16 protein-coding genes are annotated in these 22,576 nt (G+C 34.4%); 5 read left to right on the forward strand and 11 right to left on the reverse strand.

The window, feature by feature from the left end; genetic code table 11:
* Positions 1-81 precede the first annotated feature (81 nt).
* The 4 genes from GQR97_RS06740 to GQR97_RS06755 form a co-directional block, all read right to left on the reverse strand.
* Positions 82-579: a DUF6646 family protein gene (locus GQR97_RS06740; protein ID WP_158846731.1), complete on the reverse strand. Its 498-nt coding sequence runs from the start codon at positions 577-579 to the stop codon at positions 82-84.
* 63 nt (positions 580-642) lie between these two features.
* A complete protein-coding gene (locus GQR97_RS06745) occupies positions 643-1,527 on the reverse strand; it encodes a cupin-like domain-containing protein (protein WP_233267618.1) in 885 nt (294 codons plus the stop codon).
* A gap of 206 nt (positions 1,528-1,733) precedes the next feature.
* Complete coding sequence (gene hppD / locus GQR97_RS06750; RefSeq protein ID WP_158846733.1) at positions 1,734-2,894, reverse strand: 4-hydroxyphenylpyruvate dioxygenase; 1,161 nt, start codon at positions 2,892-2,894, stop codon at positions 1,734-1,736.
* 26 nt (positions 2,895-2,920) lie between these two features.
* Positions 2,921-3,406 carry a CCC motif membrane protein gene (locus tag GQR97_RS06755; RefSeq protein WP_158846735.1) on the reverse strand — a complete coding sequence of 162 codons (486 nt, stop codon included), beginning with the start codon at positions 3,404-3,406 and terminating at the stop codon, positions 2,921-2,923.
* A 28-nt stretch (positions 3,407-3,434) separates the two neighbouring features.
* Here GQR97_RS06755 and GQR97_RS06760 point away from each other — a divergent pair, with 28 nt between their 5' ends.
* On the forward strand, positions 3,435-3,626 hold the full coding sequence (locus tag GQR97_RS06760; protein ID WP_158846737.1) for a hypothetical protein: 192 nt from the start codon (positions 3,435-3,437) through the stop codon (positions 3,624-3,626).
* 32 nt (positions 3,627-3,658) lie between these two features.
* Here the strand turns inward: GQR97_RS06760 and GQR97_RS06765 are convergent, their stop codons facing one another.
* The 3 genes from GQR97_RS06765 to uvrC all read right to left on the reverse strand — a co-directional run bounded on the left by GQR97_RS06765 (position 3,659) and on the right by uvrC (position 9,138).
* Positions 3,659-4,816 carry a homogentisate 1,2-dioxygenase gene (locus tag GQR97_RS06765; RefSeq protein ID WP_158846739.1) on the reverse strand — a complete coding sequence of 386 codons (1,158 nt, stop codon included), beginning with the start codon at positions 4,814-4,816 and terminating at the stop codon, positions 3,659-3,661.
* A gap of 235 nt (positions 4,817-5,051) precedes the next feature.
* Positions 5,052-7,280, reverse strand: coding sequence for a patatin-like phospholipase family protein (locus GQR97_RS06770; protein ID WP_410488948.1), 2,229 nt, complete (start codon positions 7,278-7,280; stop codon positions 5,052-5,054).
* A 58-nt stretch (positions 7,281-7,338) separates the two neighbouring features.
* Positions 7,339-9,138 (reverse strand): excinuclease ABC subunit UvrC, encoded by a 1,800-nt coding sequence (uvrC, locus tag GQR97_RS06775; RefSeq protein ID WP_158846741.1) that lies wholly within the window; start codon positions 9,136-9,138, stop codon positions 7,339-7,341.
* 341 nt (positions 9,139-9,479) lie between these two features.
* Here uvrC and GQR97_RS06780 point away from each other — a divergent pair, with 341 nt between their 5' ends.
* From GQR97_RS06780 to GQR97_RS06795, 4 genes are read left to right on the forward strand one after another with little or no spacing between them, the layout of a single operon-like run.
* Positions 9,480-9,905: an ATP-dependent zinc protease gene (locus GQR97_RS06780; protein WP_158846743.1), complete on the forward strand. Its 426-nt coding sequence runs from the start codon at positions 9,480-9,482 to the stop codon at positions 9,903-9,905.
* Positions 9,906-9,907: 2 nt separating this feature from the next.
* A complete protein-coding gene (gene rimK, locus GQR97_RS06785) occupies positions 9,908-10,783 on the forward strand; it encodes a 30S ribosomal protein S6--L-glutamate ligase (protein ID WP_158846745.1) in 876 nt (291 codons plus the stop codon).
* Complete coding sequence (locus tag GQR97_RS06790) at positions 10,784-11,758, forward strand: succinylglutamate desuccinylase/aspartoacylase family protein (protein ID WP_158846747.1); 975 nt, start codon at positions 10,784-10,786, stop codon at positions 11,756-11,758.
* Positions 11,759-11,806: 48 nt separating this feature from the next.
* Positions 11,807-12,370, forward strand: coding sequence for a 5-formyltetrahydrofolate cyclo-ligase (locus GQR97_RS06795; RefSeq protein WP_158846749.1), 564 nt, complete (start codon positions 11,807-11,809; stop codon positions 12,368-12,370).
* 19 nt (positions 12,371-12,389) lie between these two features.
* On the opposite strand, the gene GQR97_RS06800 is transcribed toward GQR97_RS06795, so the two are convergent.
* The 4 genes from GQR97_RS06800 to GQR97_RS06815 all read right to left on the reverse strand — a co-directional run bounded on the left by GQR97_RS06800 (position 12,390) and on the right by GQR97_RS06815 (position 21,834).
* Positions 12,390-13,010, reverse strand: coding sequence for a lipoprotein signal peptidase (locus tag GQR97_RS06800; protein ID WP_158846751.1), 621 nt, complete (start codon positions 13,008-13,010; stop codon positions 12,390-12,392).
* A 63-nt stretch (positions 13,011-13,073) separates the two neighbouring features.
* Entirely contained in the window at positions 13,074-13,451 is a 378-nt protein-coding gene (locus GQR97_RS06805; protein ID WP_158846753.1) for a TraR/DksA family transcriptional regulator, read from the reverse strand.
* Positions 13,452-13,455: 4 nt separating this feature from the next.
* Positions 13,456-17,040 carry an isoleucine--tRNA ligase gene (gene ileS / locus GQR97_RS06810; protein ID WP_158846755.1) on the reverse strand — a complete coding sequence of 1,195 codons (3,585 nt, stop codon included), beginning with the start codon at positions 17,038-17,040 and terminating at the stop codon, positions 13,456-13,458.
* A gap of 120 nt (positions 17,041-17,160) precedes the next feature.
* Positions 17,161-21,834, reverse strand: coding sequence for a LamG-like jellyroll fold domain-containing protein (locus GQR97_RS06815; RefSeq protein WP_158846757.1), 4,674 nt, complete (start codon positions 21,832-21,834; stop codon positions 17,161-17,163).
* Positions 21,835-22,576: the final 742 nt, after the last annotated feature.

The following is a 22,576-nucleotide window of genomic DNA, read 5'->3' on the forward strand; positions in this document are numbered from 1 at the left end:
TAAAAAAAAGCTGATAGAAAATTATTTCTATCAGCTTTTTTTGTGAGTTTCATCCTTAAAAAAATAAGGATAAACTAAAAATTATATGTTAAATACCATACCTAAATTAACCGTAAATTGGTTGTTTAAAGATTCCGCAGCTGTTAATTTTCCAGTATCATATTTTGCTAAAGGCGTATTAAATTCTGTGTAAACACCAAACCCATCAGAAAAAAAGTAACGTGCTCCCAAGTGTCCACCAAAATTGTGTAATCCAAGACTTAAACCAGGGTAAATATCAAAATTATCGTCAACATTAATTACGTTTCCAAGATTTGCATTAAAACGTGCTTTAAGATCTGCACGATCACCAAAATCGGCATCAATATCATTATTAACACCTAATACGTAAGTTCCCGATAGGCCTATAGAAATATTTTCGCCAATACCATAATCGTAACTTAAGTTAAGTCCTGTTCCATTATCTTGCAAGTTAGCACCAACTTGAAATTTATTATCTCCCTTACCTGTAAATGCTTGCGAATGCGCAAACGATACGCTAAGTATAACTAATGCTAATACTATTAAATTTTTATTCATGATTTGAGTTTTATTTTAAGTCGGCAAAGGTATTACCAACTTTTTTAAAATCAAAGGTTTAATTCATAAATGCTTATTTGTACGCAGTATGGCTTGTTCGTTTTTCCAATCAATCCAATTTTGTCCCTTAATTCTACGCATTAAGTTATCGTAATTTCTCATAATAAAGAGGTTGTATAAGGCTTGTCCGAGGTTTTTTGGGTTTCTAGCAATAGCGCGTAAACTCATAGAGAAACCAGGTGTAATGTAGCGCATATAGTGCCAATAACCTTCGGGCATATAGAGTACTTCACCATGGTTAAGTTCTGTTTTATAACCCTTTGCTTTTTTTAATGCGGGCCATTTGGCGAAATCGGGATTATTAAAGTCGATATCCTCGCGAGAAATTAATGAATGTGGGACTTTATACAAAAAATCATTCTGTTTTTGGTCGAATAAAATACATTGCTTTTTACCCTCGAAATGAAAATGGAAAATATTAGCCAAATCAATATCATAATGCATAAAGGTATGCGAGTTTTCACCACCAAAAAACAACATAGGGACACCTTTTAAAAGGCGTAAACCAAAATCGGGAAACGTGAAATCCTTCTGTAAAGCTGGGATCTCTTTTAACGCATTCCATAAAAATATTCTAAATTTAGTAGGCTCACGCTTAAGTAAATCAATATACTCGGCAAGTTTCATTTTAGCATGTGGCTCGTTAAAACCATCCTTGAAATCCACAGGCCTATCATCGTAAAGTGGTACGGTAATATCGCCGCCAACTTGCTTCATGTACTCTAAATTCCACTTAGAATAAGCAGGCCAGTCATCGATAAAATGTTCGATAACCACAGGTTTTTGTGGAATAAAATACTGTTCTAAAAAATCCGCTTTCGTAATGTGTTTTACGCGCGGAATATCCTGTAAGTTCAAGGTTAAAGCTAATTTTGTATTCGGTGTCAAAGTTAACAAAACGCGACCGATTTAAAAACACTAATTTGGGCTTTACCCAAAAGGGTCGCGCTTTCACTACTCGCTCCTCCTTAGGTCGGGAGCTCAAACAGGTCGTTCAATCGCTAACGCAAAAGAAAATCCGCCTTGTTTTTTACAACTCGGCGGGGTTTTATAAATTATAATTATCAATAATATTAAAAAAAATGTAGTAAAACTTAAAGCGTTCCTCGTTTAGCTTGTTCACGCTCAATAGATTCAAAAAGCGCTTTAAAATTACCCGCACCAAAACCTTTAGCACCCATACGCTGTATAATTTCGAAAAATAAAGTAGGTCTATCTTCTACAGGTTTCGTGAAAATCTGAAGTAAATAACCTTCCTCATCAGCATCAATCATAATGCCTAATTTTTTAAGCGCTTCAATATCTTCGCGCAGTTCGTGGCTGTACTCTTCTAATCTTCCAGGTACGGCTCTGTAATACTCCTCGGGTGGTGTAGATAAAAACTCAACACCTTTAGATTTTAATTGGCTCACCGTTTTTATAATATCATCTGTTGCAACTGCAATGTGTTGCACACCAGCACCTTCGTAAAAATCTAAATATTCCTCAATTTGCGAACGTTTTTTTCCTTCCGCAGGTTCATTTATCGGGAATTTTATGCGTCCGTTACCATTACTCATCACTTTACTCATTAAGGCCGAATATTCGGTATGGATTTGCTTATCATCAAAAGATAAAAAATTGACAAAGCCCATAACATCTTCGTAAAACTTAACCCAAACATTCATTTGATTCCAACCCACATTGCCAACCATATGGTCTATGTATTTTAAACCTGCAGGTTCTGGATTATAATCCGATTTCCACTCCACGAATCCAGGTAAAAATGCACCCTTATAGTTTTTGCGTTCTACAAACATGTGCACAGTTTCTCCGTAGGTGTAAATACCAGCACGAACCACTTCTCCATGTTCGTCGGTTTCTACGGTAGGTTCCATATACGATTTTGCACCACGGCTTGTAGTTTCAGCGTAAGCTTTTCGAGCATCTTCCACCCAAAGGGCAACTACTTTTACGCCATCGCCATGTTTTACAATATGGTCGTTTATTTTCGACTTACTATTTAAAGGCGTGGTTAAAACAAGTTTAATTTTATCTTGTGTAAGTACATAACTCACAGAATTTTTAGAGCCAGTCTCTAAGCCTTTATAGGCGTAAGACTGAAAACCAAAAGCGGTTTTATAAAAATGGGCCGATTGTTTTGCATTTCCAACGTAGAATTCTACATAATCGGTTCCTAAAAGCGGTAGGAAATCTTGTGCGCCTTCAAATATTTTTTCTAATCCGTAATTCACTGGTTTTATATCTTTACTCATGATATCTTATTTGTTAGTTCTGCTTTTTATTGGTCTTCCTCAAAAGTATCTTTAAGCCGTTCAACATCAATGGTGTCTATAATAACTTCGGTATCATCGTATTCTGTGTCACTGAAAATGCTATCGTTTTCATATTCATAAATTTCTTCAGTTTCAAAGTCTTCAAAATCTTCGAAGTTTTTAAATTCATCAAGAAACCCTGAGGATATCATGGTTCCGTAAAATATTAACGCACCTATAAATATTAGGACAATAATGCCGTTAAAAACAATAGCAATAATGTTTATTACTTTCCCTGTAGATACATTGCTTCGTGTTTGTGGTGTGTAGGCTTCCGGGTTATTGGCGAATTCTTTTAAACTTTTATTAGCGCTAACTAACCCAATAATTGCAATTATTAATGGTATAATAGCGAAAATACCATAGCAACAACAGCCAGCAAAGCCAAATACGAGTGCTACAATTCCTAAAATTAGTGTAGCTGGATCGGCTGGTAATTTACTGTAATTCATATAATAAACCCATAATTAAACTTCTGGTTTGGAAGGTGCTCAAACTGGGGATTTGAGTGTTTTTAGGTTAAGCGTTTTGTTGGCAGGTTGGTTAGCCCTGATTGCAGCGGCATCCTTTTTAAAAAGCCTTAATATAGACTTTATTTTAATTTTAGCTAAACCTTTATTAAAACTCGAAACCCTGAAATTTGGTAGGGATTGGCTTTGTAAAAAGATATAGCGGAAAGCAGGATTAGCTTCTTAGTCCTTTTATTATTCTAACCAGGACTTATAATAATTTTCGTCGGCAATTTTCATGGCTTCCTCGGTTAGCATAAGTGGTTTAAAAGTATCGACCATTACAGCGAGTTCGTTAGTTTTGGTTTTGCCAATACTGCGCTCGGTTGCTCCCGGGTGTGGACCGTGAGGAATGCCTGCGGGATGCAAGGAAATATGACCTTGATCGATATCATTACGGCTCATAAAATCGCCATCAACGTAGTATAGAACTTCATCGGAATCGATGTTACTGTGGTTGTATGGGGCCGGAATTGATTGCGGATGGTAATCGTAAAGACGCGGTACGAAACTACAAACCACAAAGGCATCGGTTTCGAAAGTTTGGTGCACTGGAGGTGGTTGGTGTATGCGGCCGGTTATGGGTTCGAAATCGTGAATGGAAAGGGCGTAAGGATAGTTGTAGCCGTCGTAACCTACAACATCAAAGGGATGCGAGGCGTAAACCATTTCTATAATATCATCTTGTTTTTTTACTTTTATTAAAAAGTCGCCGTTTTTGTTATGGGTTTCTAGTTCTTGTGGACGGCGAATATCTCGCTCGCAAAATGGAGCGTGTTCCAAAAGTTGCCCAAACCAATTGCGATAGCGTTTTGGTGTGTAAATTGGACGACGCGATTCTACTATAAAAAGTCTATTATCTTCGGTATCGAAATCCATTTTATAAATTACACCACGCGGAATTATAAGGTAATCTCCATATTTAAAATCTATGTTTCCTAAGTGCGTGCGTAATTTTCCGGTGCCTTTATGGATAAAAATAAGCTCGTCGGCATCGGTGTTTTTATAGAAATAATCTTGTGTGGATTGTTTTGGTGCGGCTAAAATAATAGCACAATCGCTATTTACTAAAACCGTTTTTCGGCTTTCTAAATAGTCGTTTTCTGGTTTTACTTGAAAACCTCTTAGACGATACGATTTTATGTTGTTTTTTAAAGCAATTTTTGGAGCTACGCTGTATTGGTTTTTTATTGCTTTTACTTGCGTTGGTCGCTGCTCGTGGTAGCTATTAGTTGCCATACCATCGAACCCAATGGTACCAAAGAGTTGCTCGGCGTATAAACTGCCGTCGGGTTTTCTAAATTGTGTGTGTCGTTTAGGAGGAATGCTTCCTAATTTATGATAAAAAGGCATACTTTTTAGAATTATAAGTTAATAATTAAAAGCTTTGAAGCGTGTGGCTTTAAACTTAAAAAAAAGTGGTTTAAAGATATAATATTGCCTGCCTATTCAGGATTTCTCTTGATAAGGAAATTAAGGTGCTGAAGTAAATTTGCCCAAAAAAGTGTCATATTACTACAAATATCGTGAATTTTTAAATTATATATAGGTAAATGGAATTTATTTTGAGTAAATCGTAGTGCTCGGGCTAGAACCAAAAACCTAAATTGAAAAACCAAATGCTTTGTTTAAGATCGGGCGAATAGCTGTATTTTACTTGAATTGGGCCAACTAAGGTTTCCATGGCGTAAGCTAATGCGTAACCACGGTTATCGGGTAGAGAGAACCATTCGCCAGATTCGAAAATATCATCGTCTACGTTAGCCCAATTGGCTTCGAGTGTAATGTGATGTTTTTTTACAATTTCATAATCGGCACTTGCAAATGCCTTTACGTAACTATTACCCGTAAGGGAAACATAATCGTGACCAAGGAAAGGAATAAAATTATTAATAAAATTATTACCGTAACCACCAAGAGCAAAATCGAGTGTTTTTGTCGATTTATCTCCGGTTTTAAATCCGCCACTTGTTTGGAGGTTAAACGACATTTTATCTGAAGTGCTAAAGGCGTAACCTATATCGGCCTTTGCTATAGAGAACTTTTCAAAGCTTTTATTGAAATTCGATGCAAATAAATACATGTGTAAATCCCCATTAAAATAAACTCCTTTTTTAGGAAAGTATTTATTATCGTACGTGTCAAGTTTTAAGTTTCCAAATACGCTTAGGTAATCTGTTTTTTCGAATACAAACTCTTCATCACTACTGCCGGTTAAAAAGGTTTCCGAGCTAAGTTCTAAACGTTTGTGCTCTGCGCCTATACTAAAGGCGAAATCTTTTCTAAACAGTGTTTGTAGGTAAAGCTGATTAGTTTGGTCATCTAGTTCTGTGTTTACTTTATTTAATCCTGTGGCGTCTATTTCGCTGTCTTCTAGTAATAATTGTGCACTTATGTTTTTAGTAAATGTGTTAAATCTAGAACGGAATCCAACACTCCAGTAAAAACCTTTATCTATTAAATAATCGAAATTATAACGGACATTATCTCCTAAAATAAAATCGAAAGATGCGATGTCATTTTTAAAAAGCAATTGTTTTTTTGTGATATTTACAAGGACTGCACTTTTATATAAATCATCATAATGGATGCCTAACTTTAAAAATGTAGTATTTTTTGTTTCGGTTAAGTGAGTTTCTAAATTATAAGTTTCAGAAGTTCCTGTTGGTTTTAATTTATATTGAAATGAATCGAAATTATTAGTCGCTACCAAATTATTAACGCCTTTAACAAGGTCTTTATAACTTATTTTTTCATTTGGTTTTAATTTTAGTTTTCCTAAAACATAGGCGCGGGTATAGTTGTTATTTCCCTTAACAGAGAAGTTATTTATGGTAATACTATCAGGAATTTTTTCTTTAAGGTAATGCGTCTTTTTTCGTATTGGTAATGCTTTAAAATCTTCTAAGTTTTCTAAAGCTGCTTTTTTTCCGCTTTCAATAATTTCTCGACCTTCATTAAAGGATACCACGTTGTATTCTTTAATATTCGGCTTTATGTAAATATCGGTATGCTTTGTTTTTAATTTCATATCATTTATGGTTCTGAAATTATTTATTTGGAACAAAACATCGGGAGCCGAAAGAAGCTCATCACGATTTAAAAGTCCGTCTTGCACATCGACACCAATAATTTTATCCATGCCTTTAGCGCGTAGTTCTTCAATTGGATAATTATTTGTTACACCACCATCGATAAGTACATTGTTATTAATTATTACAGGCTGGTATAATGATGGTAACGCACTACTCGCCATAATAGACTGTGTTAAGTCGCCAGTATCTAAAACCACTTGTTTACCTGTTTCTACGTTTGTAGCAATGCAGAAAAATGGAATATGTAATTTATTGAAATCACTAATTCCGTTAAAGGGTAATGTTAATGATGAAAATAAGTTATAAGTATTTTGCCCACGAGAGAGAGCCGATGGTAATTTTATTTTAAAATTATCGAATGGTAGTTTTACAGCATAGCGCTCGGCATTATCACGTTCATAAAAGGCTTTGGAACTTCGGGGTAAATCGTCGCTTATAAGTTTATCAAAATCTACTTCATGAAAAATTGAATCGAGTTGATTACCAGAATATCCCGCAGCGTAAAGTCCTCCAATTATGGCGCCCATACTCGTTCCTGCAACATAATCTATTTTTATGCCTAAGCTATCAATTACTTTTAAAACACCAATATGCGCGAGTCCTTTTGCGCCGCCACCACTTAACACTAAGCCAACTTTTGTTTTGTGTGTTTCTGTTTTGTTTTGCGCTTTCGCGGAAAAAGTAATGAACAGAATTAGAAGTAATATGAAGGTTTTTTTAATCACTGCTTTTGTTTTAACTATTCTGTAATTCCTCTAAATATTGAAATGATAATCGATTTTAATTTTGCTTTTCATGATAATAACTATAAATTTTAGAAGCTCTAGATACGCCAACAACATCTTCCAATTCGTCTAGTTTCGCATTGGCTATGCGTTTGGCAGATTTAAAATGTTTTAAAAGTTCTACAATAGTTTTATCACCAATTCCTGGAATGGTTTCTAACTCTGTATTTAATGCCGATTTACTCCGTCTATTTCGGTGATGTTCAATACCAAAACGGTGGGCTTCATTTCTTAAAAATTGTATCACTTTTAAGGTTTCGCTTTTTTTATCTAAATATAAGGGAATTGGATCGTCTGGATAGAATAATTCTTCTAAACGTTTTGCAATACCAATTACCGTAATGGTCTGTCTTAAACCTAAAGCATCTATACTTTTTAATGCTGATGATAATTGTCCTTTTCCACCATCTATAATTATAAGTTGAGGTAAAGGTTGATCTTCTTCAACTAAGCGTTTGTAACGGCGGTACACTACTTCTTCCATAGAGGCAAAATCGTCTGGGCCAACAACGGTTTTTATATTAAAATGACGGTAATCTTTTTTACTTGGCTTCCCGTTTTTAAATACTACGCAGGCGGCAACAGGGTTTGTGCCTTGTATGTTCGAGTTATCGAAACATTCTATGTGCCGAGGTTCTTCAGAAAGACGTAAATCAGCCTTCATTTGTGCCATAATTCGGTTAGCATGCCTATCGGGATCTACTATTTTTATTTGTTTGAAACGCTCCATTCGGAAATATTTGGCATTCCGAAGTGATAAATCTAAAATGTGTTTTTTATCGCCTAATTGCGGAACCGTAACTTTTAAGTTTTCTCCTAAATTGACTTTAAAAGGCACGTATATTTCTTTAGAGTTCGAATCGAAACGTTGTCTAATTTCTGTAATAGCAAGCTCTAGTAGTTCTTGATCGGTTTCGTCTAATTTCTTTTTAATTTCTAAAGTATGCGAACGAATTATGGAACCATAGGATAGTTGTAAAAAGTTAATGTAACCGTAACCTTCATCGCTCATTATTGAAAATACATCTACATTGCTAATTTTTGGATTTACAATGGTAGATTTGGCTTGGTAGTTTTCTAAAACCTGAATTTTCTCTTTCATTTTATGCGCTTCTTCAAACTGCATATTATCGGCCAAGTCCCGCATTTGTTGTTTAAATTGCTGTAAAGAATCTTTAAAATTTCCTTTTAAAATTTCTTTTATCGCTACTATGTTTTTGTTGTATTGCGCTTCGGTTTCTCGGTTTTCGCAAGCGCCTTTGCAGTTACCTAAATGATATTCTAAACAGACTTTATATTTGCCAGAGTTTACTTTTTCTTGAGATAAATTAAAGTTGCAGGTACGCAAACTGTAAAGTCCTTTTATTAAATCTAAAAGGGTGTAAACGGTTTTTCCGCTGGTGTATGGTCCAAAATAATCGCTACCATCTTTAAAAACACGTCGGGTAGAAAACACACGTGGGAAACGTTCGTTTTTTATGCAAATCCACGGGTACGATTTATCGTCTTTTAGTAAAACGTTATATCGCGGTTTGTATTTTTTTATAAGATTGTTTTCTAGTAAAAGCGCATCGGTTTCTGTATCGACTACAATGTGCTTGATATTCACTATTTTTTTTACCAACACACGGGTTTTACCATTATCGTGGGTTTTAGTGAAATAGGAGCTTACTCTTTTTTTTAGGTTTTTGGCTTTACCTACGTAAATTATGGTATCATCTTTATCGAAATATTGATAAACACCAGGTTGGTTTGGTAGGGTTTTTAATTGTATGTCTAAGTCAGGGGTCTCCATTGTCTCAAAGGTAATTATTTTATTGATGTTTTTTAGGTAGTAATCTCACGAATTTATAGGAATAGATGTTATAACTTATGCGTGTAATATTATTGATTGAAAATAATTTTTAAAAATGTTTTTTGAATTGACTAATTGTATACTTTCGCCACTTTTAAAAATGCTTCTATTTAATTAGATCGTATTTTATTTAATGAAGAAAATGTATGTTGGCGGCCGAGACCGCGTTAGGGATTGAGGCATTGTTGAAGCTCTTTTTGTGTTGTTGCGCCTATGCAACACAAAAAAGCGACTGCTGAAAGCCCGGCCCTTGTGGTAACGCCCAAAGAAATAATTGAAAAATGAGTAAAAAAATTTTAGGTAGAACCGATGTTGTGGATTTTCCGGGATTAGGTTTGTTTAATATTGATGTAAAAATGGATACGGGTGCTTATACATCGGCTATACATTGCACAGAGATTATTGAAGAAAATAATGTGCTTAAATGTGGTTTTAATAGTGATGTACACGAAAATTTTGGTGATACAGAGATTGTTTTTACCGAATTTTGGCGCACTAATGTGAAAAGCAGTAACGGTTTTAAGGAAAATAGATATAAAGTAAAATCGGATGTCGTAATTTTTGGAAAAACGTACAAGATTAACTTAACTTTAAGCACGAGAAGCGATATGAAATATCCCGTATTGATTGGTAGACAATTTTTAAAGCAAAAATTTTTAATCGATGTGGATTTGGAACAGGTTTCTTTTAAAATGAAAAAACAATAACAATGAACATAGTAATTTTATCGCGTAATGCGGAATTGTATTCGACCGATCGTTTGGTGGAGGAAGGAGAAAAAAGAGGCCACAAAATTGAGGTTATAGACCCGTTGAAGTGTGACCTTATTATTGAGAAAGAAAAGCCAACGATTTTTTATAAAGATCGGTATTTGGACTATGTTGATGCTATTATCCCTAGAATTGGAACGTCGGTTACGTTTTTTGGGTGTGCAGTGGTGCGCCAATTTGAAATGATGGGTGTTTTTACTACGGTAACATCGGACGCTATAATTCGTTCGCGTGATAAATTACGTAGTTTTCAACGTTTATCTAAAGCGGGGATTGGTATGCCAAAAACGGTATTTACTAATTATTCGCGCGATGTGGAACGTGTTATTAAGCATGTTGGTGGAACGCCTGTTATTATTAAGCTTTTGGAAGGTACTCAGGGTTTAGGTGTGGTTTTAGCTGAAACTAAAAATGCTGCCGAATCTGTTTTAGAGGCTTTTAATGGTTTGCAGGCTCGTGCTTTGGTGCAAGAGTATATTTCGGAAGCGAAAGGGGCAGATTTACGTGCTTTAGTTGTAGATGGACAAGTAGTTGGTGCCATGAAGCGTCAAGGAAAAGAAGGCGAGTTTAGATCTAATTTACACCGTGGCGGATCGGCAGAGATTGTTAAGCTAAATCACGATGAGTTGAAAGTTGCTATGAATGCAGCAACGGCTTTGAAATTGCCTGTTTGTGGTGTTGATATGTTACAGTCTGAACGTGGACCGTTACTTTTAGAAGTAAACTCTACACCTGGTTTAGAAGGTATTGAAAGGGCTACTGGACGAAACATTGCAAAAAATATTATTGTTTATATTGAGAAAAACACCAAATAAATGGCAAAATTAAGTAGCGACATTTTAACTATTTTAGGAGAGGATATTAAACCTGGAGAGCGGAGAGAAGTTAATTTTGATGTCGCTAATTTACATACATCCACACCGGTAAATGTACCTGTTATTATTGAACGTGCTAAAAAGCCTGGGCCAGTAGTTCTTTTTACTGCAGGAATACATGGCGACGAAGTTAATGGTGTTGAAATTGTAAGGCAAATTATTGCTAAGGGTATTAATAAACCCAAAATTGGAACTATTATTTGTATTCCGGTTATTAATGTTTTTGGTTTTATCAATTTAAAACGAGAATTTCCTGATGGACGTGATTTAAACCGCGTGTTTCCTGGGAGTCCGTCGGGCTCATTGGCTGCTCGTGTAGCATTTAAATTGGTGAATGAAATTTTGCCGCACGTGGATATTATTTTAGATTTCCATACAGGTGGTTCTGGCCGCTTTAATGCGCCTCAATTACGTTATGTTAAAGAAGATTTAGAGCTTAACAATTTAGCGAAGGCCTTTGGAGCTCCTTTTGTTTTGTATTCTAAAAACTTATCCAAGTCTTTTAGAACAACTTGCTTTAAGCTAGGGAAACCCATGTTGCTTTTTGAAGGTGGAAAATCTAACCATATCGATGATGCAGTTACCAATGTTGGTGTAAATGGCTCTAAACGTGTGTTGAAATATTTGGGTATGTTAGGTGTTAATTTTAAATCTGCTACTCCTAGAAAAAGCACTGTTTTTATTGATGATAGTAAATGGCAGCGTGCTAAATATTCGGGTATGTTTAAGCCTGATGTTGCCATTGGGTCTTACGTAGATAGACGTGATGTGCTGGGGAATATTACAGATCCATACGGGAAGTTTGATTACGCTGTAAAAGCACCAAATTCTGGATATATTATTAATGTGAACGAATCGCCAATTGTGTATCAAGGTGATGCATTGTTTCATATTTCTACGACTTTAAAACATTAATTTTGAAAAACTTTTTTGATTATAAAGGTTTGAAAATCTGTATTTAGTATGACTAAAAATGAGTTGCGAAAAACATATAAAAGTCTACGGAATAATTTATCGACGACTCAAATAGACGATTTTAGTTTGGCTATTGCTAATCAACTTTTAAAATTACCTATTTGGGGACATTCGTTTTACCACGTGTTTCTTGCTATTGAAGAGCATAAGGAAGTAAATACCGATTATATTCTGAATATTTTATCGGGAAAAGATAAAAATATTTTAATTTCTAAAAGTGATTTTAAAGAGGGTGGAATGATTCATTTTCTGCTAACTGATAATACCATTATTAAAAAAAATAGTTATAATATTCCTGAACCTGTTGATGGTATCGAAATTTTAGATGATAAAGTTGAGGTTGTTTTTATTCCGCTTTTAGCTTTTGATGAAATTGGTAATCGCGTGGGCTATGGTAAAGGCTTTTACGATCGGTTTTTGGCGAAATGTAAACCTGAAACTATTAAAATTGGATTGTCTTTTTTTGAAGCTGATACTGAAATTACGGATGTTTTTGAAAGTGATGTACGATTAGATTATTGTGTGACTCCCGAGCTTGTTTATGAGTTTTAGTTATAGAAGTTACTTTCTTTTAGCTTTTACTAAATGCTTTTTTATTAAAAACAATCAACATTATAAAACCCGTGCTTATAGCCATGTCGGCAACGTTAAAAACGGGTTCAAAGAAGTTAAAGCGTTGTCCGCCATATAGAGGAAGCCATTGTGGCAAATCGGCTTGAAATAGAGGGAAGTAGAGCATATCTACTACTTTACCGTGAAGTAAACTATCATAACCTCCTGTTTCTGGTAAAAATGAAGCAACTTGATTCATGCTGTTTTCAAACAAAACACCATAAAATACAGAATCGATAATATTTCCTAAAGCGCCTGCAAAGATTAAAGCAATAGCTGCTATCAATATATTTGAACTCTGTTTTCTTGTAGCATCAAATAACCAATAACCAATACCGAAAATGGCAAATACTCTAAATAGGGTTAAAGCTATTTTAGCAGTTCTATCATTAATAAATGAAACGAAATCACTAATTTTTGTGCCCCAAGCCATACCATCGTTTTCAATAAAATATATTTTAAACCAGCTAAACACCTCAACACTATCGTGAAGAGCAAAATGGGTTTTAATATAGATTTTACTAATCTGATCGATTAATAAAATAGAAATAATAAGTATGATGGATTTTTTTAAAGACATGTTCAAAAATAAAAACGTCTCATAAAAGCATGAGACGTTTCAAATATAAAATTTTAATTGTGATTATTGCATGTTTTTAGCTTCGATACTTAATGTAGCGTGTGGTACAAGCTCTAAACGTTTTTTGTTTATTAATTTTCCTGTAACTCGACAAACACCGTAAGTTTTGTTTTCGATACGAATTAATGCGTTTTTTAAATCACGGATAAATTTTTCTTGACGTATTGCTAGCTGTGAGTTAGATTCTTTGCTCATTACCGCGCTGCCTTCATCAAAAGCTTTAAATTGAGGCGATGTATCTTCAGTACCATTGTTATGGTCGTTCATATACGCACTTTGTATTAGTGCTAAATCGTGTTGTGCCTTTTTTATTTTTTCAGATATTAGCACTTTAAATTCTGCTAAATTAGCATCCGAATATCTCTCAGTATTTTCAGCCATAGTTTTAGTTTTTTTGGATATACAATCTGGTATTTACCTCATCAAAAGCAATTTCTATACCATCTTGTAAATTATCAATAATATTTAATTCGTTTGTTAGTGTTTCAGACTTAATATACGCAATATTTGCTTCTACAGCCTTGACAATATGTTCGTCTTTTTGAAAAGTTACATTAATACGGTCGGTAACTTCTAATCCTGAATCTTTTCGTAAATTTTGTATGCGGTTTATTAATTCTCTCGCAATACCTTCTTTACGTAATTCTTCAGAAATCGTTACATCTAAAGCTACAGTTAATGAACCTTCGTTTGCAACCAACCACCCTTCGATGTCTTGTGATGTTATTTCAACATCTGTACGTTCTAAGGTAATACTTTTTCCGTTAACTTCGATGTCCAAAATACCATTTTGCTCGATGTTTTTTATGTCACTAGCAGTGAAGTTATTAACTAATTGCGCGATGGCTTTCATGTCTTTTCCAAAACGTGGGCCAAGAACTTTAAAGTTTGGTTTTATTTGTTTTACTAAAATATCCGAAGCATCTTCTAGAACTTCAATTTCTTTTACATTAACCTCAGATTTTATAAGGTCTGCAACCGCTAGTATTTCATTTTTTTGAGATTCACTATCAATAGGAATCATGATTTTTTGTAATGGTTGTCTTACTTTTATTTTTTCTTTAGCTCGTAATGAAAGTACTAAAGATGAAATGATTTGAGCGCTTTCCATCTTGTTTTCGAGCGACTTATCAACAAAATTAGCATCGAATACTGGGAATTCTGATAAGTGAACACTCTCGAAAGATTCTTTTTTAGTAACCGAATTTAAATCTAAATACAACTTGTCCATAAAGAACGGTGCAATGGGTGCGCCTAATTTCGAAATAGTTACCATACAGGTGTAAAGTGTTTGGTATGCTGAAATTTTATCTTGTTGGTAATCACCTTTCCAGAAACGTCTTCTGCTTAAACGTACAAACCAGTTGCTTACGTAATCTTGTGTAAAGTCTGAAATAGCTCGCGCTGCTTTTGTTGGCTCGTAATCGGCATAAAAAGCATCTACTTTTTGGATTAATGTGTGTAATTCTGAAAGAATCCATCTATCTATTTCTGGACGTTCGTTTAACGGAATATCGGCTTCACTATAATTAAAGTTATCAAGATTAGCATAAAGCTGGAAGAATGAATAGGTGTTGTAAAGTGTTCCGAAGAATTTACGTTTTACTTCTTCTATCCCTTCTAAATCGAATTTTAAATTATCCCAAGGATTTGCATTGGCAATCATGTACCAACGCGTAGCATCGGCACCATATGTCCCTAAAGTTTCAAACGGATCCACGGCGTTACCTAAACGTTTAGACATTTTTTGTCCGTTTTTATCTAACACTAATCCGTTAGAGACTACGTTTTTATAAGCTACAGAATCGAAAACCATAGTCGCTATAGCATGAAGCGTATAAAACCATCCACGTGTTTGATCGACACCTTCAGCGATAAAATCTGCTGGAAACGATTTGTTTTCGTCAATTTTATCTTTATTTTCAAAAGGGTAGTGCCATTGCGCATAAGGCATAGAGCCAGAATCGAACCAGACATCAATTAAATCGCTTTCGCGTTTCATAGGTTGTCCGCTTGCTGAAACTAAAGTGATTTCATCAACTATATTTTTATGTAAATCTATTTTCGCGTAGTTTTCTTCGGAATTATTTCCAACTTCGAAATCTGCAAATATATCTTCAGCTAAAACACCGGCTGTAACTGCATTTTGCATTTCTGCTTTCAGTTCTTCAACAGAACCTATGCAAATTTCTTCTTTACCATCTTCGGTTCTCCAAATTGGTAATGGAATCCCCCAATAACGTGAACGTGATAAATTCCAGTCGTTTGCATTTGCTAACCAGTTTCCAAAACGACCTTCTCCAGTCGATTTTGGTTTCCAGTTAATACCTGTGTTTAACTCGTGCATACGGCCTTTTATGTCCGTTACTTTAATAAACCAAGAATCTAATGGGTAATAAAGAATAGGTTTATCTGTTCTCCAACAATGTGGGTAACTATGCTTATATTTTTCAACTTTAAAAGCTTTGTTTTCATTTTTTAATTTAAGAGCTAGTCTTTCATCAACACTCAAATAGCTTTTTAAATCTGCAATAACAGGCTTTAATTTTTCTTGTTGTTTTGCTAGTTCTATAATAAACTCCTCTTCACTTAAGTATTCAGATTTTACATATTCTTCTGAAAAACCGTAAATATCATCTTTAATTTCTGGTCTAAAACGACCTTGTAAATCCACAAGTGGTACTAGGTTGTCATTTTCATCTTTTACTAAAAGTGGCGGAATTTCTGGTGTAGCTTGTTTTGCAACCAAAGCATCATCTGCTCCAAAAGTTGGTGCTGTATGCACTATTCCAGTACCATCTTCGGTAGTTACAAAATCTCCGGCTATAACTCTAAAAGCATTTTCTGGATTATCATTTGGTAAGGCATATGGTAATAATTGTTCGTATTTAATGCCAACAAGATCGTTTCCTTTAAATTCCTTTCGAGAAAATGTTTGTTTTGGAGCTTTTTTATCACCTATTATGCTCTCTTTTTTATATGTGTTTTTAATTTCTTCATATTCTTCGTCAGAATAATCCCAACCAACATCTACTATATAAAACGGAATCTTCTTGTCTCCTTCTTTATAATCTAATAACTCTGCTTTAGTTTCTACTTGAGTATTATTTTTTCCTCCAAACTGTTTTCCAACTAAAGCTTTTGCTAAAATAACCTTAATAGGTTTGAATGTGTATTGATTATACGTTTGAACTAAAACGTAGTCAATTTTTGGTCCAACAGTTAATGCTGTATTACTTGGTAATGTCCAAGGAGTTGTTGTCCATGCAGTAAAATGTATATCACCTTCATTTTTTAAAAAATCTGGCAATGTACTTTCTATAGCTTTAAACTGAGCAACGATAGTAGTGTCGGTTACGTCTTGATACGCTCCTGGCTGGTTAACCTCATGAGAACTTAAACCAGTTCCTGCTTTTGGTGAATAAGGCTGAATTGTGTAGCCTTTATACATTAGTTTTTTAGTGTATATTTCTTTTAGCAACCACCATACGGTTTCCATGTATTTTGGTTCGTAAGTAATGTATGGATCGTCCATATCAACCCAATATCCCATTTTTTGAGTGAGGTCGTTCCAAACATCTGTATAGCGCATTACTGCTTTTCTACATGCAGCGTTATAATCCTCTACTGAAATGGTTTTACCAATATCTTCCTTGGTAATACCTAATTCTTTTTCTACACCTAACTCAATAGGTAAACCGTGTGTGTCCCAACCAGCTTTACGCTTAACTTGGTAACCTTTCATGGTTTTATAGCGTGGAAAAATATCTTTAATAGCACGTGCTAAAACATGGTGTACACCAGGTAAACCGTTTGCCGAAGGCGGGCCTTCGAAAAACACAAAAGGTTTATTACCTTCTCTAGTGGTTACACTTTTTTCAAATATGTTGTTTTCTTGCCAATAGTTTAAGATCTGGTCTGCAACATTTGGTAAGTCAAGTCCTTTGTATTCAGGAAATTTAGCGCTCATTTATCATTAATTCTAGTAAGGATGCGAATTTAAGCAATAATACTTAAAACATTAATTTTTTAAAATAAAAAAAGACCACTAGAGTTGTGGTCTTTTAAAATACGCTTATGTAATTAACTGTTAGTTTATAACTATCTTTTTAGTAAGCACCTCATTAGCTTCTGTTCTTAAGCAAACAATATAAGTTCCTGTCGCAAAATTATTAAATGGAATACCATTGCTTAGTTCGCTAGACGATACGTTTTGTTGCTCTAAAACTGTTTGACCTCTCATATTAATTAAGGCTAGTTTAGTCACTTCGCTATTTAGCTTTTTAACGTATAATGTGTTTGCGCTATTTTTGAAATAGATAAAGTTTTCTGTAGTAGCTAACTCTTCGTTACTTAGTGTTGTTGTTTCATTTTGAAATACAATTTCGAATCTTTCATTAAATATACCTTGGGTAGAGGTGAAGCTATATCCATACTCTTGATTTAAATTGAAATACAACCCTAATAAATTATCATGTAAATAAACCTCTTGATCTTCATTTAAATTAATTTTTTCAGAGATTTTAATTTCAAAAGAATTATCACCAGATGATCTGAAGTTTAGCGGAACAACTTTGTCTTCAGTGATTTCGCTATAAGCTTGCAGGTTCATGTTTTTACCGTCTAAAACTAAATTTAAATCGTTGTTGTTTACATCATCTGATTCTGCATCGTATCCGTAATCATAGGCGTCAGAGGTTTGCTCGCTAAACCCAAGTAAAAGCTCTCTTTTTGTTTCTGGTCCGGTAATCGAGTTAAATTCTAATCTAATTTTTTGAATAACGTTTTCTTCAGAAGTGATATTAGTTGTAGTGGTAGTTTTTCCTTGTGCTCCTTTAAAAAATACCGAACCATTATTTTCTGTCCCGTCGACATCAGATTCTTTTATAAAAATACGCTGGCTATTATTAAATTCTATTTTTCCTGTTGCTATAATTTCTGTAATAAAACCTTGAGCTACAGGTAAATATTTTGTAGGGGTAAGTGTTCCGACTTCACCACCTGTAGTCCCTCCGTTTCGTCCTGCAAATTGGCGTGCTCTACAAGCCCCTAGTTTATTAACTTGTGCGTATCCTGCATTGTAATCTCTTAAATTATGAGAAGCACCGCTCCATTGTTGCCATAGTTGCAGTGTTCCATCAATTAAACCTTCATTGTCATCTATAAACTTGTGTATATCCAGTGCTGATGCATAAGGGTTTCCTAAAAGATACTCTGTTTTTGAAACACTAACTACCGATCCATCTCCTCCTTTGTCAATAACATCGATTAAGATTGTTCCATTATTAGGTTTGCCTTCGAAAATATATTCCTGTTCTGTGCCTACATTTCCTGTTCCTTTTTGTGTATATCCTACTCCGGTTTTTATAGGAGTTGATGTGGATATTTTTTCCCAGTCCCAATAGGTTAATCCATTGATAAAAGTATATAGCCAATAGGTGCTAATACTTCCTGATCCGCTATAGCTAGAGGTGAACTTTCCTTCTAAACCAGAATTGAATTTTATCATATCTATTTCGAAGTCAGTATTATTGTTATTATTGGCAGAGGTGTTATTATCTGTTAACGATGTGATACCTGTAACTCCGACGGGTGACGACCAACTGTTGTACCAATATACATTGGATGTTCCTTCTTGTCTACGTAATATTTTGCCGTTTTCCCATGTTACTAAATCACTGTTTTTAGTTTGAATAAGTTGAGAATCGTTCATTAAATCGAGTGTTCCTCCTAGCTCTAAATACCAATTATTTTGCACAAGATTGTCTCCGTTTATAGTCAGGGTTTTACCTGAATCTATAATTAAACCTATGTTTTCTATAGAATGATTGGCATCGATATCATTTTGTATACTTACAATACTCCATGCTTTATTTGTGTCCGTATCTGTTATATCCCAGACGTCTCCATGTAACCATGTGCTTTTGCTAGTCCAATCGCCATCGTAATTTGAAACATATGGCATGGGTGCAGTTTGCTCGTTAATGGTAGTTATGTTATGCATAGTAAGAGCATGGTTGTTATTAGAATAATCTGTAATGGTTGTGCCTATTATATCTGTCATTGGGTAATAAGCTTGAAGATCACTCCATAATATTTTTTCGTTAGTTTGTGAATCTTGAATATCCTTAGGGATTATTGTTCCTATTAAGTTTCCGCTATTATCCTCAATTTCTTGATAAACCATTTGTTGTAATTGCTCTTCACTCAAGGCTCTATTAAACACGCGAACTTCGTCAATATTTCCATGAAAATGAGCGTTTCCTGCTGTACTAGTATTGGTTGGGTATCTACCAATAACAAAGTCTCGGTTTGCATAGGTGTGTGGTGTGCCATTATCAAATGTGGATAGTATTTCTGAGTTTAAATCCGAGTCGGTTACCGTATTTAGTAGTTCGCCATTAAGATAAAGTTTTATTGTTTGAGAACTCGAATCAAAAACACCGGCAACATGATACCAAATATCATTGTCTAGTTTAATATTATCTGCAGCCTTTGGCTGTACTTGAATATTATTGGATGGGTATGTTTTTGAACTAGTTACTTGGGCTTGTGTATAAACTAAAAAAGCTGGAGTTCTTCCCGAAGTAACATATAGTCTAATAGTTTCTTGCCCGGCAATGCTATAATTTCCAGTTAAATTTCCAGTATTGTCACTTTCTAGTTTAACCCAACCCATTATGGTTGCAGAGTCCCAGTTAGTAATAAAAGAATCTACATCAAGATAGTCGTCTTGACCATCAAAATATACTGTAGCTTCGTTGATATAATTATATACGGAAATATTAGCAGAAGGACTGTCTGTAGTAATATTATTATCTGTTTGGTCTTGATAATTATATGCTGTATTAGTTAAATCTGTAATTAGAGTGTTTATTTCATCGGCTTGAACTTGTAATTCTATAGTTTCTTTACTTCCAGAGCTTAAAGTTCCTATAGTCCATGTGTTGCCACTCCAAGTTCCTATAGAGGGGTTAGAACTTATTAGAGTTAGTCCGCTAGGAATATCATCTACAACGGTTAAATTGGTAACTGGATTTACACCAAAGTTCTCTACTTCAATAGTAAATATTGCTGTTTCACCTTCGATAAGACTTTCTTTGTCAACCGTTTTGTTTAGTAAAATATCAGGATTACAATAGTATGCCGAAAGTGGTTGTGAATCATAAGTACACCCACCTTTAACAACTCTTACATAATAGTCTGCAGATTTTGTTGGTGTATAAGTAGGGTCTGTAGCTCCTTCTATTGATACACCATCTTCAAACCATTGATAAGAATCAAATGTCTCATCATACACTTCTACAATAGCGCCTGGTAAGCAACCTCCGCCTCCTACTTGTAGATCTACTTCTGGTACAGTATCGAAACCAGAAAAGTACCCTGCAATACCTCTAGCTCCATTGTAGCCTAAAAAGCCGACAGCAATTGGTCCTGAGGATTCAACGGACACATTTCCTGTAAGATCTGAAATATAAAAGGATTTCCATGAAGATGTGCCTGCTACAGTTAATGGTTCAGGCAATGTAACTGTTCCTGTTTCGTCTTCCACTATTATATTTGAATTAGGCGTTGTAGAAGATGCTATTAAAAACAATCCACCAGAAGCAGTAATTCCAGCAATATCTTTAATATCATAAATATAATCCATAGAGTCTGGCATTAAGCAGTTTACGGGGGCGACAAAATTAAGACTTACTGTGTAAATAGTCGAAGCTCCGGAAATTACTTGATAAGCATATGCATCTTTAGAGGTGGTAACCAGCATATTCTCGCCAACTAAACTTCCTGAAAAATATGAACTTGGTATTTCGGCATATTCCCCTTCATCTATATTGGCAAATGGTGTTGTATTCCCGTTTACATAAACATTAGTGTTTGCTTGAGTTCCGATTATAATAACATATTCATTCGTAGTACCTCCGTAGCCTCTTACGAAAACATATTCTTTACCCAACTTATCTTCTGGAACTGGTTGGTCTGCTCCAGCATCTCTACTTGCGCTAGAAGCACTTACTCCAAAATTTAACATTCCATTACTGATAACAATATCTTTATCAGAGTCTATTGAGGCTCCAATCCAGCCATCAATATTTTCATCTGTAGCGTCTTTAGGTGCTTCTACTACATAAGACTCTCCTTTTTGTAGGGTAACGCTAATTGAATTTGATGTAATACCATCTAAATCACTGCCTAGACGGAACTTACAGTTGGGGTTGTAGCCCGAAATAATAATATTTGTATCATTTTCTGAAGCCATAATACCTAAGGTAGCACTCATGGAGCTATGGTTTGCCTCTATAGGTGCGCCACCCCATTTAAATTTTTGCCCCATAGCCGCTCTACCTTTAGACGTTATTGATGCTGCTTGTGCACTAGATCTACCTCTATAGTTTACATAAAATTTATTGCTTGATGGAGCTTCAAATCTTAAACCAGCGTTACTTAACACAATTCCTGTATTAGCATTGGTTACTAAGGTGATATTATTGTCTCCATTAGCTAAATCATAAGATACAGGAGTAGATTTGGATAAAGAAAAACTTTTAATAGGCGTTGTACTCGTGCCTATATATACATTTACAGTAAATGAACTTGTAACCGGAGTTGACAAATAAATTGTTTGCTGTTGAATAGCTTGATTGTTACTATCTTGTTTTAACGGAGGTAAAAAATGTAAATCACTTAATTGAGCATTTGCAGTGTTAAATAAAACAAATGAAATTAATAGAATAAATCTGGACTTAAAATTATTGAGGTGCATTGTTGAATTAATTTGGGTGATTATAAATTTGTATGTTTTTTTGAGGTAAAGATTTTTCGAATTATTTAAAAATCAAATCTTCTACTCTTAAGGTTTTGTGTTAGTATGGTATTGGTTTCTTATACTTTGCGACACTAAATCGAGTATGCCTAAGCTAGGGGTTGTATAGTGTTGTCTAGATTGGAAAAAAGAATAGGTTATAAATAAAAAGATGTGGCTAATACTAGTGAAAGTAAGAGTTGAGATGCATGAACTGTTTTGATTACAAAAAATTAGATCATAAAATATTTTAGCTAATAAACATAAAACTATACAAGATGTGTATGCTAAATGTTTTTTTGTAACAAGACATTGGTTATCGTAATTTATCCTCATAGGTTAAAACTTTAATTAGTTTGGGACTATTAAATTTTGACTATAAACTATTTTTTGATAAATGGATCTATTAAAAAAATATTTACGAGGGAAGTAAACTTATAATGTGTTAATTTTTTAGGTTTGTAAATCTAAATTAGACTTCTATTGAATGTAATATTAATACTTTTCATCGTTATAATAACTAAAATAATCGTTAAAAAGCATTTTTTTGATATAAAACACTTAAATAATCGTTAAAAGGTGTATACGGAGGGAAATTTTATTGTTTTTTAAATGTATTCTAGCTAATTGAAATATATCGAGGGAGTAAATTTTCAATTATTTAAAACTGTTCCGTATAAATATTTCGACAAAATTAAAGAAC

It is taken from the genome of Algibacter sp. L1A34 (genome assembly GCF_009796805.1).
Classification (GTDB): Bacteria; Bacteroidota; Bacteroidia; order Flavobacteriales; family Flavobacteriaceae; genus Algibacter.

Coding starts and splice junctions, on each gene's coding strand:
- GQR97_RS06800 (WP_158846751.1), bottom strand. CDS start 13,010: ATGTCTTTAAAAAAATCCATCATACTTATTATTTCTATTTTATTAATC.
- GQR97_RS06765 (WP_158846739.1), bottom strand. CDS start 4,816: ATGCCTTTTTATCATAAATTAGGAAGCATTCCTCCTAAACGACACACA.
- rimK (WP_158846745.1), top strand. CDS start 9,908: ATGAACATAGTAATTTTATCGCGTAATGCGGAATTGTATTCGACCGAT.
- GQR97_RS06815 (WP_158846757.1), bottom strand. CDS start 21,834: ATGCACCTCAATAATTTTAAGTCCAGATTTATTCTATTAATTTCATTT.
- GQR97_RS06805 (WP_158846753.1), bottom strand. CDS start 13,451: ATGGCTGAAAATACTGAGAGATATTCGGATGCTAATTTAGCAGAATTT.
- GQR97_RS06740 (WP_158846731.1), bottom strand. CDS start 579: ATGAATAAAAATTTAATAGTATTAGCATTAGTTATACTTAGCGTATCG.
- ileS (WP_158846755.1), bottom strand. CDS start 17,040: ATGAGCGCTAAATTTCCTGAATACAAAGGACTTGACTTACCAAATGTT.
- hppD (WP_158846733.1), bottom strand. CDS start 2,894: ATGAGTAAAGATATAAAACCAGTGAATTACGGATTAGAAAAAATATTT.
- GQR97_RS06790 (WP_158846747.1), top strand. CDS start 10,784: ATGGCAAAATTAAGTAGCGACATTTTAACTATTTTAGGAGAGGATATT.
- uvrC (WP_158846741.1), bottom strand. CDS start 9,138: ATGGAGACCCCTGACTTAGACATACAATTAAAAACCCTACCAAACCAA.
- GQR97_RS06795 (WP_158846749.1), top strand. CDS start 11,807: ATGACTAAAAATGAGTTGCGAAAAACATATAAAAGTCTACGGAATAAT.
- GQR97_RS06780 (WP_158846743.1), top strand. CDS start 9,480: ATGAGTAAAAAAATTTTAGGTAGAACCGATGTTGTGGATTTTCCGGGA.
- GQR97_RS06755 (WP_158846735.1), bottom strand. CDS start 3,406: ATGAATTACAGTAAATTACCAGCCGATCCAGCTACACTAATTTTAGGA.